13 protein-coding genes are annotated in these 15363 nt (G+C 60.8%); 7 read left to right on the plus strand and 6 right to left on the minus strand.

Going from position 1 to position 15363, the window contains the following annotated elements:
- Nucleotides 1-7: 7 nt before the first annotated feature.
- Both B9Z48_RS10875 and B9Z48_RS10880 read right to left on the minus strand, forming a co-directional pair.
- Nucleotides 8-994 (minus strand): DNA ligase, encoded by a 987-nt coding sequence (locus B9Z48_RS10875; RefSeq protein ID WP_228769223.1) that lies wholly within the window; start codon nucleotides 992-994, stop codon nucleotides 8-10.
- Nucleotides 995-1103: 109 nt separating this feature from the next.
- Nucleotides 1104-1661, minus strand: coding sequence for an HNH endonuclease (locus B9Z48_RS10880; protein WP_089957522.1), 558 nt, complete (start codon nucleotides 1659-1661; stop codon nucleotides 1104-1106).
- Between the two features lie 182 nt (nucleotides 1662-1843).
- Between B9Z48_RS10880 and B9Z48_RS10885 the strand changes: the two genes are divergently transcribed.
- The 4 genes from B9Z48_RS10885 (at nucleotide 1844) to B9Z48_RS10900 (ending at nucleotide 7607) form a co-directional block, all read left to right on the plus strand.
- Nucleotides 1844-2881: a bifunctional riboflavin kinase/FAD synthetase gene (locus tag B9Z48_RS10885; protein WP_108378440.1), complete on the plus strand. Its 1038-nt coding sequence runs from the start codon at nucleotides 1844-1846 to the stop codon at nucleotides 2879-2881.
- Nucleotides 2882-3012: 131 nt separating this feature from the next.
- Entirely contained in the window at nucleotides 3013-5868 is a 2856-nt protein-coding gene (ileS, locus tag B9Z48_RS10890; protein WP_108378347.1) for an isoleucine--tRNA ligase, read from the plus strand.
- A gap of 31 nt (nucleotides 5869-5899) precedes the next feature.
- On the plus strand, nucleotides 5900-6415 hold the full coding sequence (gene lspA / locus B9Z48_RS10895) for a signal peptidase II (RefSeq protein ID WP_089957529.1): 516 nt from the start codon (nucleotides 5900-5902) through the stop codon (nucleotides 6413-6415).
- A 43-nt stretch (nucleotides 6416-6458) separates the two neighbouring features.
- Complete coding sequence (locus B9Z48_RS10900) at nucleotides 6459-7607, plus strand: aminotransferase class V-fold PLP-dependent enzyme (RefSeq protein WP_089957284.1); 1149 nt, start codon at nucleotides 6459-6461, stop codon at nucleotides 7605-7607.
- 266 nt (nucleotides 7608-7873) lie between these two features.
- Here B9Z48_RS10900 and B9Z48_RS10905 read toward each other — a convergent pair whose 3' ends face one another.
- Nucleotides 7874-8857 carry a quinone oxidoreductase gene (locus B9Z48_RS10905; protein WP_089957532.1) on the minus strand — a complete coding sequence of 328 codons (984 nt, stop codon included), beginning with the start codon at nucleotides 8855-8857 and terminating at the stop codon, nucleotides 7874-7876.
- Between the two features lie 132 nt (nucleotides 8858-8989).
- Here B9Z48_RS10905 and B9Z48_RS10910 point away from each other — a divergent pair, with 132 nt between their 5' ends.
- The 3 genes from B9Z48_RS10910 (at nucleotide 8990) to B9Z48_RS10920 (ending at nucleotide 11693) form a co-directional block, all read left to right on the plus strand.
- The gene (locus tag B9Z48_RS10910) at nucleotides 8990-9889 is read left to right on the plus strand and encodes a DMT family transporter (protein ID WP_089957288.1); all 900 of its coding nucleotides are present in this window, start codon (nucleotides 8990-8992) and stop codon (nucleotides 9887-9889) included.
- A gap of 255 nt (nucleotides 9890-10144) precedes the next feature.
- Nucleotides 10145-10756 carry a hypothetical protein gene (locus B9Z48_RS10915; RefSeq protein WP_228769224.1) on the plus strand — a complete coding sequence of 204 codons (612 nt, stop codon included), beginning with the start codon at nucleotides 10145-10147 and terminating at the stop codon, nucleotides 10754-10756.
- A complete protein-coding gene (locus tag B9Z48_RS10920) occupies nucleotides 10749-11693 on the plus strand; it encodes a nucleotidyl transferase AbiEii/AbiGii toxin family protein (RefSeq protein ID WP_089957290.1) in 945 nt (314 codons plus the stop codon). The genes B9Z48_RS10915 and B9Z48_RS10920 overlap by 8 nt, the downstream gene beginning before the upstream one ends.
- 296 nt (nucleotides 11694-11989) lie before the next feature.
- On the opposite strand, the gene B9Z48_RS10925 is transcribed toward B9Z48_RS10920, so the two are convergent.
- The 3 genes from B9Z48_RS10925 to B9Z48_RS10935 are packed head-to-tail and all read right to left on the minus strand — an operon-like array spanning nucleotide 11990 to nucleotide 15363.
- A complete protein-coding gene (locus tag B9Z48_RS10925) occupies nucleotides 11990-12790 on the minus strand; it encodes an SDR family oxidoreductase (RefSeq protein WP_089957292.1) in 801 nt (266 codons plus the stop codon).
- Nucleotides 12791-12835: 45 nt separating this feature from the next.
- Nucleotides 12836-13741, minus strand: a complete 906-nt coding sequence (locus B9Z48_RS10930) for a DMT family transporter (protein WP_089957294.1) — start codon at nucleotides 13739-13741, stop codon at nucleotides 12836-12838.
- Nucleotides 13741-15363, minus strand: a complete 1623-nt coding sequence (locus B9Z48_RS10935) for a gamma-glutamyltransferase family protein (RefSeq protein WP_108378349.1) — start codon at nucleotides 15361-15363, stop codon at nucleotides 13741-13743. Before B9Z48_RS10935 ends, B9Z48_RS10930 begins: the two co-directional genes overlap by 1 nt.

Below are 15363 nucleotides of genomic sequence, written 5' to 3' on the forward strand. Positions count from 1 at the left end.
GCATTGTTCATTCCGGGTCACGCACACGCACAAAACTGGCAAATCGGGGCAATCCTGAAGGCGTGCGGTCTTGGTAGCGGTAGGTCACCCAAGCCCCCACGGGCGGTGGGTCACGGCGCAGGGCGTCACTCAAGCCCGAACCCAAAGCAAATCGCTGGCCTTGGGGGGTCTCCAAAAGCAAGGCCCCCGTTTGGTTTGACAACCGCCCTTTGCCTGTTTGATGTCCCACCACCAAACCCTCTTCATCCAAGTCGGGTTTGAACTTGTACAAAGCATCGGTTCGCCCGGATTGCCACAAGGCATCGGCACGGTGCAGCATCAAACCTTCACCCCCTTGACGCACGGTATCGGCCAGCAAGCTTTGCAAATCCTGCGGGTCCTTGACTGTTTGATGGGCCACCGGCATCAACCAAGGCACACGGGCTGCCGCCAACGCAGACTGCAGCCCACGCACCCTTTCTGCATAAGCCGCGATGTGCCTTGGGGCATCGAAAACCAGGTACTTCACAGCACGCCAGGCCTCGTCGTTCGGCACCGCTTGACGCACCACACCGGAGAGTCGGTCAAAAGTGCCGCGCCCCATCCACAACTCACCGTCCAAGGACTGCCGGGGCAAGGCCGATGTGAACCAAACCGGGGCCGCGATGGGGCGGCCGCTGCGAAAGCGCAAGACCTGGCCATCCCACACGGCTCGCACACCGTCGAATTTTTCACTCACCAAAAAACCATGGGGCGACCGCGTAGGCGACCAAACAAGGGCGAGTTGCACCTCCTTGACGGCGGCTGTGGGTCGGTCAGGAGAAGCGGCCTGTGCCCCCACAGTGGGCAGCCACCACGCCCCAAAGACGCAGGCCATCAAGGCTTGACGGCGGTCAACCCGTGATGGTGCTGACCCATGTTGCAAGTGGGCACCGAGATGAGAATCCTGGCCCTTGTGAAACGGTGGACTGAACCCTGAATGCGCCAAAGAGGGCACAAATTGACGTCTTTGCATGCTGTCTCTCCTGAATACCACCAGATCATGAAATGATACCTTTGGTATTCAAAAAATAGGCAAAGATTTTTCGCATTGGGCCAGCTTGTTTGGCCCTGCCCCACAACACTCAAACCATCAAACGTGAACTCTTGGGCACATGCGCCATCAAAAACGCCATCTGGTCACTCAGGATGCGGCGGTTGCGCAAGATGAAGTCTTCCCACAGGCTGGGCACATAGGGGGCGTACAGCAAAGGCATATGGGCTTGCTCGGGCGTACGGCTGCTTTTGCGGTGATTGCATGAGCGGCAAGCTGTCACCACATTCATCCAGTGGTCAGGGCCGTTTTGGCACAGGGGCACGATGTGTTCACGGGTCAGCACTGACTCGTGAAAATGCCCCCCGCAATAGGCACACACATTGCGATCGCGCACAAACAACTTGGGGTTGGTCAAACCCGAGCGCATGTCAAAGGGGTTGATGCGGGGCACCCCCTGGGTGCCAATGATGCTGTTGACGGTGATGATGGATTGCTGGCCAGTGAGCGCGTTGTGTCCGCCATGGAACACGGCCACCTGCTGGCCCGCTTCCCAGCGCACCTCGTCCGCTGCGTAATGGGTGACGGCTTGCTCCAGTGTGATCCACGATTGCGGCAAGCCTTGGGCCGAGAGTTTCAAAACCTTCACAGACGCCTCCATCCAACAGTTTAAAAAACCACTGACACGAAAAGTTCCGTCTCGATCGCTCCTCATGCCTTGGAGAGCAAGGATGAAGGGATCGGGCTCGGTCACAATATACCCTCTTACATTGACAAATCCGTGAAAGCTGGCGCTTGGGCCCAGCGCACAGGCAGGACATGAGCAGCGACATGAAGGTTTTCCGAGGCTTCCACCACCCCGACTTGGCTCCCGCCTGTGCCCTGACCATTGGCAACTTTGACGGCGTGCACCGCGGGCACCAGGCCATGCTGGCCCTCTTGCGCAGCGAAGCCGCACACCGGGGTGTGCCCAGCTGCGTCATGACCTTCGAGCCCCACCCGCGCGACTACTTTGCCAAGGCCCTGAACAAGCCCGAGTTGGCCCCGGCCCGCATCGCCACGCTGCGCGACAAACTGCAAGAACTCGAGCGCTGCGGCGTCGACCAAGTGGTGGTGCTGCCCTTTGATGCCCGTCTGGCCAGCCAGTCACCCGAAGACTTCATCCAGCAAGTGCTGGTGCAGGGCCTGGGCGTGCGCTATGTGCTGGTGGGCGACGATTTCCGCTTTGGCGCGAAACGCGCGGGCGACTACGCCATGCTCGACGCTGCAGGCCAAAACCTGGGCTTTGATGTGGCACGCATGAACAGCTACGAGGTGCACGGCCTGCGCGTGTCCAGCTCGGCCGTGCGCGATGCGCTGGCCAAAGGCGACCTGCCAGCGGTGCAGGCCCTGCTCGGCCGCCCCTACAGCATCAGCGGCCATGTGGTGCACGGGCGCAAGCTGGGCCGAGAGTTGGCGGCAACGGCCGAAGGCGCGGGCGACGGCTTTCGCACCCTGAATTTGCGTTTTTCGCACTGGAAACCCGCCGCCAGCGGCATCTTTGTGGTGCAGGTGCATGGCCTGGCCGATCAGCCCTTGAAGGGCGTGGCCAACTTGGGCATACGCCCCTCGCTCGACCCGAATGACGTCAACGGCGGGCGTGTGCTGCTGGAGACCCATGCCTTCGACTGGCCAGCCCAACTGGGGGTCGAGGGGGGCTACGGTAAAATCATTCGGGTGGAATTGCTGCATAAATTACACGACGAACTCAAATACGACGGTCTGGACGCCCTGACAAAGGGCATCGCCAAAGACTGCGACGACGCACAGGCGTGGTTTGCTTCGCGCCATGGTGAAACCAGCCGCCAAACCACCCGCGACCGAATTTGACGCTCCGGCCCTCGTTTGCCGCCTTCGACAGGCTCAGGGCAAACGACCTCCACGGCCCACCCCCTCTTGATCTCTCCGAACGGCCCGCCGCTCGGGCTGAGCTTGTCGAAGCCCTCTCGACCCGACGCACCATGACCGACAAAACCCAGAACCCCGATACCCGCATCAACATGATGGACACCCCTTTCCCGATGCGCGGCGACCTGCCCAAGCGCGAGCCGGGTTGGGTGAACGACTGGAACGACGGCGGTTTGTACAAGAAACTGCGCGCCGCCCGTCAAGGCGCCCCGCTGTTTGTGCTGCACGACGGCCCGCCCTACGCCAACGGCAAACTGCACATCGGCCACGCGCTGAACAAAGTGCTGAAAGACATGATCGTCAAGTCCAAGCAGCTCGCTGGCTTTGACGCTCAGTACATCCCCGGCTGGGACTGCCACGGCCTGCCGATCGAAAACGCGATTGAAAAACTGCATGGCCGCAACCTGAGCCGCGACGACATGCAGGCCAAAAGCCGCGCCTTTGCCACCGAGCAAATCGGCCAGCAGCGCGAAGACTTCAAGCGCCTGGGCGTGCTGGGCGACTGGGAACGCCCTTACCGCACCATGGACCCGGCCAACGAAGCCGGTGAAATCCGCGCCTTCAAGCGCGTGATCGAGCGCGGTTTTGTCTACCGCGGCCTCAAGCCCGTGTACTGGTGTTTTGACTGCGGCTCTTCCCTGGCCGAGTTCGAGATCGAATACCAGGACAAGCAAAGCGACACGCTGGACGTGGCCTTTGAAACCGATGACGCGGCCGCGCTGGCTGCAGCCTTTGGCCTGACTGCTTTGCCCGCTGGTCAAAGCGGCTTTGCCGTGATCTGGACCACCACCGCCTGGACCATCCCCGCCAACCAGGCCCTGAACGCCCACCCCGAGCTGACCTATGCGCTGGTTCAAACCGACAAGGGCTGCCTGGTGCTGGCCGAGTCGCTGGTGGACAAATGCCTGGAGCGCTTTGGCCTGCAAGGCGGCACGGTGCTCGCCACTGCCAAGGGCACCGCGCTGGGCGGCCTGAACTTCCGCCACCCCTTGTACGACGTGGACGCGGGCTACAAGCGCCTGTCGCCCGTGTACCTGGCCGAATACGTCAGTGACAGCGACGGCACGGGCTTGGTCCACTCCTCGCCCGCTTATGGCGTGGACGACTTCAACTCCTGCATCGCCAACGGCCTGAAGTACGACGACATCCTGAACCCGGTGCAAGGCAACGGCACCTACGCGGCCGACTTCCCGCTGTTTGGCGGTCTGCACATCTGGAAAGCCATCCCCGTGGTACTCGATGCCCTGCGCAACGCGGGCCGCTTGCTGTCCACCGTGACCATCACCCACAGCTACCCGCACTGCTGGCGTCACAAAACCCCCGTCATCTACCGCGCTGCCGCCCAATGGTTTGTGCGCATGGACGAGGGCGAGGGCGTGTTCACGAAGGACAAAGCCCCCAAGACCCTGCGCCAGCTGGCACTGGACGCCATCGAGCAAACCCAGTTCTATCCAGAAAACGGCAAAACCCGCCTGCGCGACATGATCGCCAACCGCCCCGACTGGTGCATCTCGCGCCAGCGCTCATGGGGCGTGCCCGTGCCCTTCTTCTTGCACAAGGACAGTGGCGAGCTGCACCCCAACACCATGGCCATCCTGGACCAGGCCGCTGACATCGTCGAAAAAGGCGGCATCGAAGCTTGGAGCCGCGTGACGGTGGAAGAGATTCTGGGTGCGGCCGATGCGCCCAGCTACACCAAGAGCACCGACATTCTGGAAGTCTGGTTCGACTCCGGCTCCACCTTCCAGCATGTGCTGCGCACCAGCCACAAAGACGCGTATGGCGTGGCGCCTTTCCACGACCAAGGCCCAGAGGCTGACCTGTACCTCGAAGGCCACGACCAGCACCGCGGTTGGTTCCACAGCTCGCTGCTGCTGGGCTGCGCCTTGTACGACCGTGCGCCCTACCGCGGTTTGCTGACCCACGGCTTTGCCACCGACGGCCAAGGCCGCAAGATGAGCAAAAGCTTGGGCAACACCGTCGAGCCCCAAACCATCAACTCCAAGATGGGCGCGGAAATCGTGCGCCTGTGGGTGGCCAGCACCGACTACTCAGGCGACCTGAACATCGACGACAAGATCCTCGCCCGCGTGGTGGATGCCTACCGCCGCATCCGCAACACCTTGCGCTTCTTGCTGGCCAACGTGAGCGACTTCGACCCGGCCACAGACACCGTGCCCGACGACCAGCTGCTGGAAATCGACCGCTTTGCCCTGGCCCGCGCCGCCGAGTTGCAGGCCGATATCCGCGCCCACTTCGACAAGTACGAGTTCCACCCCGTGGTCTCCAAACTGCAGATCTACTGCTCGGAAGACCTGGGTGCGTTCTATCTGGACGTGCTCAAGGGCCGCCTGTACACCACCGCCCCCAAGAGCCTGGCACGCCGCAGTGCCCAAACCGCTTTGTGGCGCATCACCCACGGCATGCTGCGCTGGATGGCACCTTTCCTGTCCTTCACGGCCGAAGAAGCTTGGAAGACTTTCGGCACCTCCGAATCCATCTTCCTGGAAACCTTCGGCGACTTTGGCGCGGCCGATGAGCAGCTGCTCGCCAAGTGGGCCCGCATCCGCGAAATCCGCGACCTGGCCAACAAGGACATCGAAAACCTGCGCACCGCAGGCCAAGTGGGCGCGTCGCTGCAAGCCGAGATCACGCTGACCGCCCCTGCGGCAGACCACGCCCTGTTGGCCAGCCTGGGCGCTGACATCAAGTTTGTTTTCATCACGTCCAAAGTCACTTTGCAAGCGGGCGAGGCGCTGGCGGTGCAGGTCACGGCCAGCCAAGCCACCAAGTGCGAACGCTGCTGGCACTACGCGGACGACGTGGGCCAAGACGCGGCTCACCCCACCATTTGCGGGCGCTGCGTGAGCAACCTGCATGGCGCTGGCGAAACACGCCACGTTGCCTGACCTTCACGCACAACCCAGACAAGGCAAGTCCATGGCCAGTTCCAAAAAATTCAGCAAAAGCGGTTCGGGCAACCGCTCAGGCATGGCCCTTTGGCTGGGCATCGCCTTGCTGGTGTTGGTGCTCGACCAGTTCACCAAGGTGTTGGTGCTGGGCGTTTTTCAGCTGGGAGACAGCACGCCCATCACCTCGTTTTTTAACTTGGTGCGGGTGCACAACCACGGCGCGGCATTCTCGTTTCTGGCGGGTGCTGGTGGTTGGCAGCGCTGGTTTTTCACGGGCATCGGTGTGGCTGCGGCCATCTTCATGGTCTGGATGCTGCGTGCCCACCCCGGCCAAAAGCTCTTCAGCCTGGCCATTTCGCTCATTCTGGGGGGGGCGATTGGCAACGTGATCGACCGCCTGCTGCATGGCTACGTGGTCGATTTTTTAGACTTTTACTGGGGCGTTTGGCACTTTCCGGCATTCAACGTCGCTGACGCTGGCATCAGCGTGGGCGCCGCACTGCTGATCCTGGACGAAATCCTGCGCGTGCGGCGCGGACGCTGAACTCGGTTAAGCTATTTGACCTGATTGAAAAACGGAGACTCCCATGCCCGGATTGCTGCCCCACATTGACCCCGATGGTCTGCTTGAATTTTCAGTGGTCTACACCGACCGCGCCCTGAACCACATGTCCAAGCGCTTTGGCGGCGTGATGACCGACATCTCACGCATGCTCAAAACCGTGTACGGTGCCCACTCGGTCGCGCTGGTGCCCGGCAGTGGCACTTTCGGCATGGAGTCGGTGGCCCGCCAGTTCGCGACCAACCAGCACGTCATGGTGATCCGCAACGGCTGGTTCAGCTTCCGCTGGACGCAGATTTTTGACATGGGCCAGATTCCCAAGAGCCACAGCGTGCTCAAGGCTCGCCGCATCGCTGCGGGCTCACAAGCAGCTTGGGCGCCTGCCCCCATCGAAGAAGTCAAAGCCGCCATTGCCGCTGAAAAACCCGCTTTGGTGTTCGCGCCGCATGTGGAGACCGCCGCTGGCATGATGCTGCCCGACGATTACCTCAAGGCTGTGTCCGACGCTGTGCACGCGGTGGGCGGTTTGTTTGTGCTGGACTGCATTGCCTCGGGTGCCATGTGGGTCGACATGAAAGCCACGGGTGTGGACTTGCTGATCAGCGCACCACAAAAGGGCTGGAGCAGCTCGCCCTGCTGTGCCATGGTCATGCTGAGCGAACGTGCCCGCCAAGCCATCGACAGCACGACCAGCACCACCTTTGCCATGGACCTGAAAAAATGGTTGCAAGTGATGGAGACCTACGAAAGTGGTGCCCACATGTACCACACCACCTTGCCCACCGATGCGCTGCAACGCCTGCAAGAAGCCATGTTGGAAACCGAAGCCTATGGTTTTGCCAAGGTGCGTGAAGAACAAATGGCACTGGGTCGTCAAGTGCGCTCAATGCTTCTGGAGCACGGTTTCCCCAGTGTGGCCGCGCCCGGTTTCGAAGCGCCCGGCGTGGTGGTGAGCTACACCACCGATCCGGACATCCAAAGCAGCAAGAAGTTCTTGGCCTTGGGCCTGCAAACCGCTGCGGGTGTGCCCTTGCAGTGCGACGAACCTGCGGACTTCCGCACCTTCCGCATGGGCTTGTTTGGCCTGGACAAATGGCACCAAGTGCCCCGCACCCTGCAGATCTTGAGTGATGCGCTCGAGACCATCGCACCCAAGGCCAAGCTGGCGGCCTGATCGGTCTGATGACCACCCTGCCGCTGGGGCAGGGTGATAACCACAAGAAATGGGCGCTCAATTGAGCGCCCATTGACTTTTGCAGGAGCCCCGCCCCCAGGGCGATGACTCGTGGATCACAAAGGGGCTATCGCGACGAGGGCGTCGCTCCTACAGGGTGCAGATCACATCAGATGCCGCGCCCACCGGGTGCCGCGCCCACCGGGTGCCGCGCCCATCAGGCGCCGCCCCCACAGAGCATCACCACACGCCGCCCCCCAACAGCCTCACAAAGTGATGATGGTGCAACCCGTGGTTTTGCGGGCTTCCAGGGCGATGTGGGCATCCTGAATTTGCGCCAGCGGGAAGGTCTGGTCAATGTGGATCTTGACCTTACCGCTGGTCACGGCTTCGAACAAATCATCGGCCATTTCCTGCGTATTTTCGCGGGTGGTGATGTGGCTGAACAAGGTCTGGCGTGTCACATAAATCGAGCCCTTGGGGCCGAGGATGCCCGGCGCAAACGGGGCCACAGGGCCTGAGGCATTGCCAAAGCTGGCCATCAAACCGAAGGGGGCCAAGCAGTCGAGCGACTTGTCCCAGGTGTCCTTGCCCACAGAGTCGTAAACCACCTTCACGCCCTTGCCGCCCGTGATCTCTTTGACCTTGGCCTGGAAATCTTCGGTCGAATAGTTGATGCAGAACTCCGCGCCGTTGGCCAAAGCCAGTGCGCACTTCGCGTCACTGCCCGCAGTGCCGATCAGGCGCAGACCCAAGGCCTTGGCCCACTGGCAGGCGATCAGGCCAACACCACCGGCTGCGGCGTGGAACAGCACAAAGTCACCGGCTTTCAGGCCACCCTGGGGCAGCGTGCGCTTGAGCAAATACTGCGCCGTCAGACCCTTGAGCATCATGGCCGCGCCCGTCTCGAACGAGATCGCATCGGGCAGCTTGCACACGCACTTGGCAGGCATCACACGCACTTCGCAGTAGCTGCCGGGCGGCTGGCTGGCATAGGCCGCGCGGTCGCCCACTTGCAAGTGCGTCACGCCCTCGCCCACGGCTTCGACCACGCCCGAGCCTTCCATGCCCAATTTGAGGGGCATGGGCAGCGGATACAAACCACCGCGCTGGTAAACGTCAATGAAGTTCAGGCCGATGGCTTTGTGGCGGATGCGGATCTCGCCAGGGCCGGGTTCGCCCACGGTCACATCGACCAGTTTCATGACTTCGGGACCGCCGTTCTGGTCGATCTGGACTGCAAGGCTCATGGTGTTCTCCTGTTGGAATGGTGATTTCAAACTGAACACTTTGCCACGAAACATGAGCCCGAGCCGAAAACAGGGGCAGTTGGGGGACAGTTTGGCGACAGCGGGAAAACCCGAGTGCCGATACAGTGACTCATGTCTCAAAAACTCTCGCCCCTGACCGCCTTGCTGCTGACCGTGCCGCCTTTGCTGTGGGCAGGCAACGCAGTGGTGGGCCGCCTGGTCAGCGATCTGGTGCCGCCCATCACACTCAACTTTTTGCGCTGGGCTGTGGCCTTGTTCATTTTGCTGCCTTTGGCGGCCTGGGTCTTGAAGCGCAACAGTGGCCTGTGGCAGCACTGGCGTCGTTTTGCGCTGCTCAGTTTGTTGGGTGTGGGCTGCTACAACGCGCTGCAATACCTGGCCCTGCAAACCTCCACCCCATTGAATGTGACCCTGGTGGCCGCCAGCAGCCCGGTGTGGATGCTGGCCATCGGGGCACTGTTTTTTCAGGCCCCGGTGCGCCGCGCCCAAATCTACGGCGCGGTGTTGTCTATTGTGGGCGTGCTGGTGGTCTTGTCGCGCGGCGACTGGACCCAGCTCATGGCGGTGCGCTTGGTGATCGGTGACCTGTTCATTTTGCTGGCCACGGCCTGCTGGTCTTGGTACAGCTGGCTGCTCAGCCGCAAAGACGAGCCCGAAGCCATCCGAAACGACTGGGCGGCATTCTTGCTCGCACAGGTGGTGTTTGGCCTGGCCTGGTCGGGCCTGTTTGCGGGCATGGAATGGGGCCTGACCGATGCGCACATCACTTGGGGCTGGCCGCTCGTCAGTGCGCTGGCCTTTGTGGCCGTGGGCCCGGCCGTGCTGGCCTACCGCTGCTGGGGCCTGGGCATCCAGCAGGCAGGCCCTGCAGTGGCGGGCTTTTTTGCCAACCTCACCCCGCTGTTTGCGGCCATCTTCTCAGCCGCCTTTTTGGGCGAGTTGCCCCAGCTCTTCCACGGGCTGGCGTTTGCGCTGATCATTGGCGGGATTTGGGTGTCTTCAAGGAAATAAGACGAGCGGTTTTGACCCCGCTGAAGCAGAAATTTCAACCATTGATTTTTGCTGCGAGCACGGACAGAGATTTGACGAAAGACTCGTTTGGAGCAAGTGCTGCCGCCCATTTTTTATTCCCAACTAAAAGCCGAGTCGGAGAGCGGACTTTCACGCGCGACCATCTCGATCAAGACCCATGTCCGGTCCGCAGGGCACTGCCGACATGATAGGCAAAATCAGTAAAATGCATGAAACTTCAATGAAGAGACATTCATGACTGCCGCTGCCTTACTGCACACCCCGTCTTTGAAGGGCGCCACGGCTCACCTGGCGGATGGCTTGCGCCCCGGCCACGTCTACCGGCGCGAGGATTTGGCTTTTCTGAGCAATGCCATTGATCGGCATCTGCACGAACTGGTGGCCATCGGTAAGCTTCAAAAACTGGCCCAAGGGCTTTACCACGCACCCAAACAATCCAGCTTTGGTCCACTCCCGCCTGCCGACGATCAGGTGGTGAAAGGCTTTCTGCGGGACAAGGAATTTCTGGTGTTCTCGCCTTCGGCTTACAACGCAGTGGGTCTGGGCACCACCCAACTCTACAACTGCACGCTGGTCTACAACCACAAGCGCCATGGCGTCTTCCAACTGGGCAATCGACAGTTCGACTTCCGGGTGAAGCCACGCTTTCCCAAAAAGCTGAGCCGGGAGTTCCTCTACGTGGATTTGCTCAACAACCTGAACGAACTGGCCGAAGACCGCGATGTGGTGCTCAGCCAGGCCCGCAGCAAGTTGTCCTCCTTTGATCTCAAGCGCTTGCAGGAGGCTGTCAAAAACTACGGCAACATGGCCACACGCAAACGCTTTCGGGAGTGGATGGGTGCTTGAATTTCTCCACGACCGGCGCGACTTCGACCAATTGCTTGCGGTCGTCGCCAACGACCGGGGACTTGATCCCATGCTGGTCGAAAAAGACTACTGGATCATGCATGGCCTGTGGGGCCTTCAGGCTCAGGGTTTTGTGTTCGAGCTCAAAGGTGGCACGTCCTTATCCAAAGGCTTTGGGGTGATTCATCGGTTTTCGGAAGACATTGACATCCGCATCGAGCCACCAGCTGACTTGGACGTGAAAACCGGTCGCAACCAGGACAAGCCGGCACACATCGCATCGCGGCTGGCCTTTTACGACGAGCTGGCCAAACGCATCCGCATTCCTGGCGTCGACAGCGTCGAGCGGGACACCTTTTTTGATGATGACAAGATGCGCAGTGCCGGCATTCGCCTGAACTATTACCCGCGCACGACCACCTTGTCCGGCGTGAAAGATGGCATCTTGCTGGAGCTGGGCTTTGATGACACGGCGCCCAATCGCGCTGTGACCATTTCTTCGTGGGCTTTGGAGTTTGCCCGGGATCGAGATATTCAGGTCTTGGACAACCGCGCTGTGAATGTCCCTTGTTACGCGCCCACGCACACCTTCGTTGAGAAACTCCAGACCATCTCGACCAAGTACAGGCGGCTTGCCGAAGCCAAGGCCTTCCCCGCCAATTTCCTTCGGCACTATTACGACGTGTACTGCCTTCTTGGGCTTCAGGAGGTGCAAGCGTTCATGCAGACGACCGCCTACCAAGAACGCAAGGTTCAGCGCTTCCGGTCCGGTGATGAGTTGGTCATTGCCAGAAATCCCGCATTCACACTGAATGATCCTGTGCAGCGAGACCTCTTCGCTCGGGAATACCGTCAATCATCTGCACTTTATTACCGAGGTCAGCCGGAATTTGACCAACTGCTTGCCAGGATCAAGGAACATCTGGATTCGATGTGACGCTCGAACTTTGGGTGGGGACCAGGCCACAAGCAGTCATACTCCGGGGTCATTTCAAGTGCCCTTTGAGCTGTGACGGCTGTGGGTTGTAGACCGGTCCCTGGATGCACTGCTTGGCCAGTGACTGCTTATGGCGGATGCAAAAAATCAGTCGAACAACTGTGATGTCCGCTGTCAGCCTAAAGAAGCCCCGCGACCCACGACCTCAACTCTGCGTGACCCTGCAATCCAGCGATAAAGCTGCTGCCATCGCCTGTCAGCGATGGCAGCGCTTCAAAGCAGTCCACTGAACGGCATCAATACGTCCCCGCGTAAGACCCCCCATCGGCCAACACGTTCTGACCCGTCATGTAAGCCGCATGCTGGCTGCACAAGAAGGCGCAGATGGCACCAAACTCTTGTGGGTTGCCGTAGCGCCCGGCCGGGATTTGCGCTTGCTGAATGGCACGCATTTCTTCCACGGTTTTGCCTTGCTTTTGCGCCATGGCGGGCAAGGTCGAGCGGATGCGGTCGGTGTCAAATTTGCCGGGCAGCAGGTTGTTGATGGTCACGCCTTTGGCCGCGATGGCGCTGCGCGATGCGCCCGCCACAAAGCCGGTCAGGCCGCTGCGTGCGCCGTTGGACAGGCCCAGCACGTCGATGGGCGCTTTGACGGCGCTGCTGGTGATGTTGACGATACGGCCAAAGCCGCGTGCGGCCATGCGGTCCACGGTGGCTTTGATGAGTTCGATGGGGGTGAGCATGTTGCCGTCGATGGCCTTGATCCAGGCTTCGCGGTTCCAGTCGCGAAAATCCCCGGGCGGTGGGCCGCCCGCGTTGGTCACCACGATGTCGTAGTCTTTGCCGGGGCCGCCTGCCACGTTCCAGATGGCTTCGCGTCCGGCTTCGGTGGTGATGTCCACCGCCACGCCGATCAGTTGCACTTGGCCACCGGTCTCGGTACGCAAGTCTTCAACGGCCTTGTTCAGCACCTCGGCGCCGCGTGCCACCATGACCACGTTCACGCCTTCCAGGGCCAAGGCCCGTGCGCAACCCCAGCCCAAGCCCTTGCTTGCGCCACCCACCAAAGCCCATTTGCCTGCAATGCCCAAATCCATGTTGATCTCCTGAAGTTGATGATGTTGTGCGGTCTGTTGACCGGCTTAAACGGTGCGGCCTGCTGGCCGCGTGACCCAAAATACGCCCCCTAAAACCAGGGCCGTGCCCGCAATGATCCAGGCATTGAAGGGTTCGCCCAAAATCCACACCCCCATGATCAGGGTGGACATGGGGCCAATCATGCCGATCTGGGAGGTCAAGGCTGGCCCAATGCGCTCAATGGCCATCATGACGATCAAGACCGGCAAGGCCGTGCAGGCCACGGCATTGAGCAAGGACAGCCAAAGCACAGGCTCGGGGGTGTCAGCCCAGACCAAGGGTTTGAGCAAGGCGTATTGCAAGAGGCAAAACACGCAAGCGACCGACGTGGCCCAACCGGCCAGGCGCAAAGAACCCAAGCGTTTCACCAACTCGCCGCTGTAAGTGAGGTAAATCGCGTAGCTGACGGCGCTCAAAAACACCAACACCGCCCCCAAAGCGGCATCGGGGCCTTGCAAGCTGAGCTCGTGCCCGAACACCAACAACACCCCCGAATAACTGATGGCCATGGCCACGCCTTGGCGGGGTGTGATGCGTTTTTTGAACAAAAACCAACCCAGTACCAAGACCAGTGTGGGGTTGAGGTAAAGGATCAGTCTTTCCAGCGAGGCACTGATGTAAGCCAAGCCCAAAAAGTCCAGAAAACTCGACAGGTAGTAGCCGCAAAAGCCCAGCCCTATCACACCCAGCCAGTCGGCACGCGTCAACGGTGCCTTGCCCCGCCCGGCCCACCACGCCATCAACAAAAACATGGGCAGCGCAAACAACATGCGCAGCATGAGCAAGCTGACGGCATCGACACCGTGGCGATAGGCCAGTTTGACGATGATGGCCTTGCCGCTGAAAGCGATGGAGCCTGCCGCAGCCAGCAGCAAGCCCGAGGTGAGCGAAGGGGCGGGCAAGCCCGACATCAAAAGCCCACGGCCTGGCCGTCGCGGCGCGGGTCGCTGGCGGCTTGGTAGCCCTGCACTGCGGGGTCACCCATGCGCCAAATGAACTGGCCTGCACCGAAGTCTTGATACGAGTCGCTGATGACGTCCAACTGGTGGCCGCGTGCGATCAGCTCTTGCACCGTCTGGCCATTCATGGCCGCTTCGACGTTGATGTTCAAGCCCGAGTTGTAGCGCCAGCGCGGTGCGTCACACGCCGCTTGCGGGTTTTGGCCGTAGTCGAGCATGCGCACCAGAGTTTGCATGTGGCCTTGCGGCTGCATATTGCCACCCATCACGCCGTAGCTCATGACCGGCTGGCCATCTTTAGTGACAAAGGCCGGGATGATGGTCTGGAAAGGCCGTTTGCCCGGCAACACCAGGTTGGCGGGGTTTTGGCCCTGCAGGTCGGTGCTGAAGCCGTGGCCCCGGTTTTGCAAGCTGATGCCGTATGTCGGCTCCACCACACCGGAACCAAAGCCCATGTAGTTGCTCTGGATGAAGCTGATCATCATGCCGTTTTCATCGGCGGCCGTGAGGTAAATCGTGCCGCCCTTGACCGGGTTGCCCGCCTTGAAATTTTGCGCCTTGTTCATGTCGATCAGCTTGGCGCGGCTGGCCAGATAAGCCGGGTCCAGCATTTGCTCGGGTGGCAACTCCATGAAACGCGGGTCGGCCACGTAGCGGTAGGTATCGGCAAAGGCGAGCTTCATCGCCTCGATCTGCAGGTGCTGCGAATCAGCACTGTCCACCTTGTGGCTGGCCATGTCGAAGTTGGACAGGATGCCGAGTGCGATCAAGGCCGCAATGCCTTGGCCGTTGGGCGGGATCTCGTGCAGGGTGTAACCCCGGTAGTCTTGCGCCATGGGCTTGACCCATTCGGGTTTGAAGTCGGCCAGGTCTTTGGCGGTGATGCTGCCGCCGTTTTCTTTGGCAAACTTTTCAATGGCTTCAGCGATCTCGCCGCCATACAGCGCTTGGCCCTTGGTGGCGGCGATGGCTTTGAGGCCACGGGCTGCATTCTTGAACTGGAACAACTCACCCACTTGCGGCGCACGACCCCAAGGCAAAAAGCTTTGTGCAAAGCCGGGCTGTGACTGCAGCTCGGGCGTGGCGGCGGCCCACTTTTGCTGCACCACCACCGGGATCAAATAACCACGCTCGGCCACCTCGATGGCGGGCTCCATCAGGTCTGCAAAAGGCAGTTTGCCAAAGCGGTCGCTCAGGGCCACCCAACCGGCCACGGCACCGGGCACGGTGACCGAGTCAAAGCCGCGCTTGGGTGGTGTTTTGGTCTCGGCACCGTATTTGCGGTGAAAGTATTCGGGCGTCCAGGTGGCGGGCGCGGGGCCGGACGAGTTGAGGCCGTGCAGCTCTTTGCCGTCCCACAAAATGGCAAACGCGTCAGAGCCCAGGCCACAGCTCACCGGCTCGGTCAGGGTGATGACGGCGGCAGCGGCAATGGCTGCGTCGACTGCGTTGCCGCCCTTGAGCATCATGCGCAAGCCGGCCTGTGCGGCAAAGGGGTGAGAGGTGGAGACCACATTGCGCGCAAACAGCGGCAAGCGGGTGCTGGTGTAAGGAAATTGGTAATCGAAGTTCAT

The organism is Limnohabitans sp. WS1 (genome assembly GCF_003063265.1).
GTDB lineage: Bacteria > Pseudomonadota > Gammaproteobacteria > Burkholderiales > Burkholderiaceae_C > Limnohabitans_A.

What these genes read in the sequence shown, in the direction of transcription:
- B9Z48_RS10930 (WP_089957294.1), bottom strand. Translation starts at nt 13,741, where the DNA reads ATGTCGGGCTTGCCCGCCCCTTCGCTCACCTCGGGCTTGCTGCTGGCT.
- B9Z48_RS10935 (WP_108378349.1), bottom strand. Translation starts at nt 15,363, where the DNA reads ATGAACTTCGATTACCAATTTCCTTACACCAGCACCCGCTTGCCGCTG.
- lspA (WP_089957529.1), top strand. Translation starts at nt 5,900, where the DNA reads ATGGCCAGTTCCAAAAAATTCAGCAAAAGCGGTTCGGGCAACCGCTCA.
- B9Z48_RS10885 (WP_108378440.1), top strand. Translation starts at nt 1,844, where the DNA reads ATGAAGGTTTTCCGAGGCTTCCACCACCCCGACTTGGCTCCCGCCTGT.
- B9Z48_RS10925 (WP_089957292.1), bottom strand. Translation starts at nt 12,790, where the DNA reads ATGGATTTGGGCATTGCAGGCAAATGGGCTTTGGTGGGTGGCGCAAGC.
- B9Z48_RS10875 (WP_228769223.1), bottom strand. Translation starts at nt 994, where the DNA reads ATGCAAAGACGTCAATTTGTGCCCTCTTTGGCGCATTCAGGGTTCAGT.
- B9Z48_RS10915 (WP_228769224.1), top strand. Translation starts at nt 10,145, where the DNA reads ATGACTGCCGCTGCCTTACTGCACACCCCGTCTTTGAAGGGCGCCACG.
- B9Z48_RS10900 (WP_089957284.1), top strand. Translation starts at nt 6,459, where the DNA reads ATGCCCGGATTGCTGCCCCACATTGACCCCGATGGTCTGCTTGAATTT.
- B9Z48_RS10910 (WP_089957288.1), top strand. Translation starts at nt 8,990, where the DNA reads ATGTCTCAAAAACTCTCGCCCCTGACCGCCTTGCTGCTGACCGTGCCG.
- ileS (WP_108378347.1), top strand. Translation starts at nt 3,013, where the DNA reads ATGACCGACAAAACCCAGAACCCCGATACCCGCATCAACATGATGGAC.
- B9Z48_RS10905 (WP_089957532.1), bottom strand. Translation starts at nt 8,857, where the DNA reads ATGAGCCTTGCAGTCCAGATCGACCAGAACGGCGGTCCCGAAGTCATG.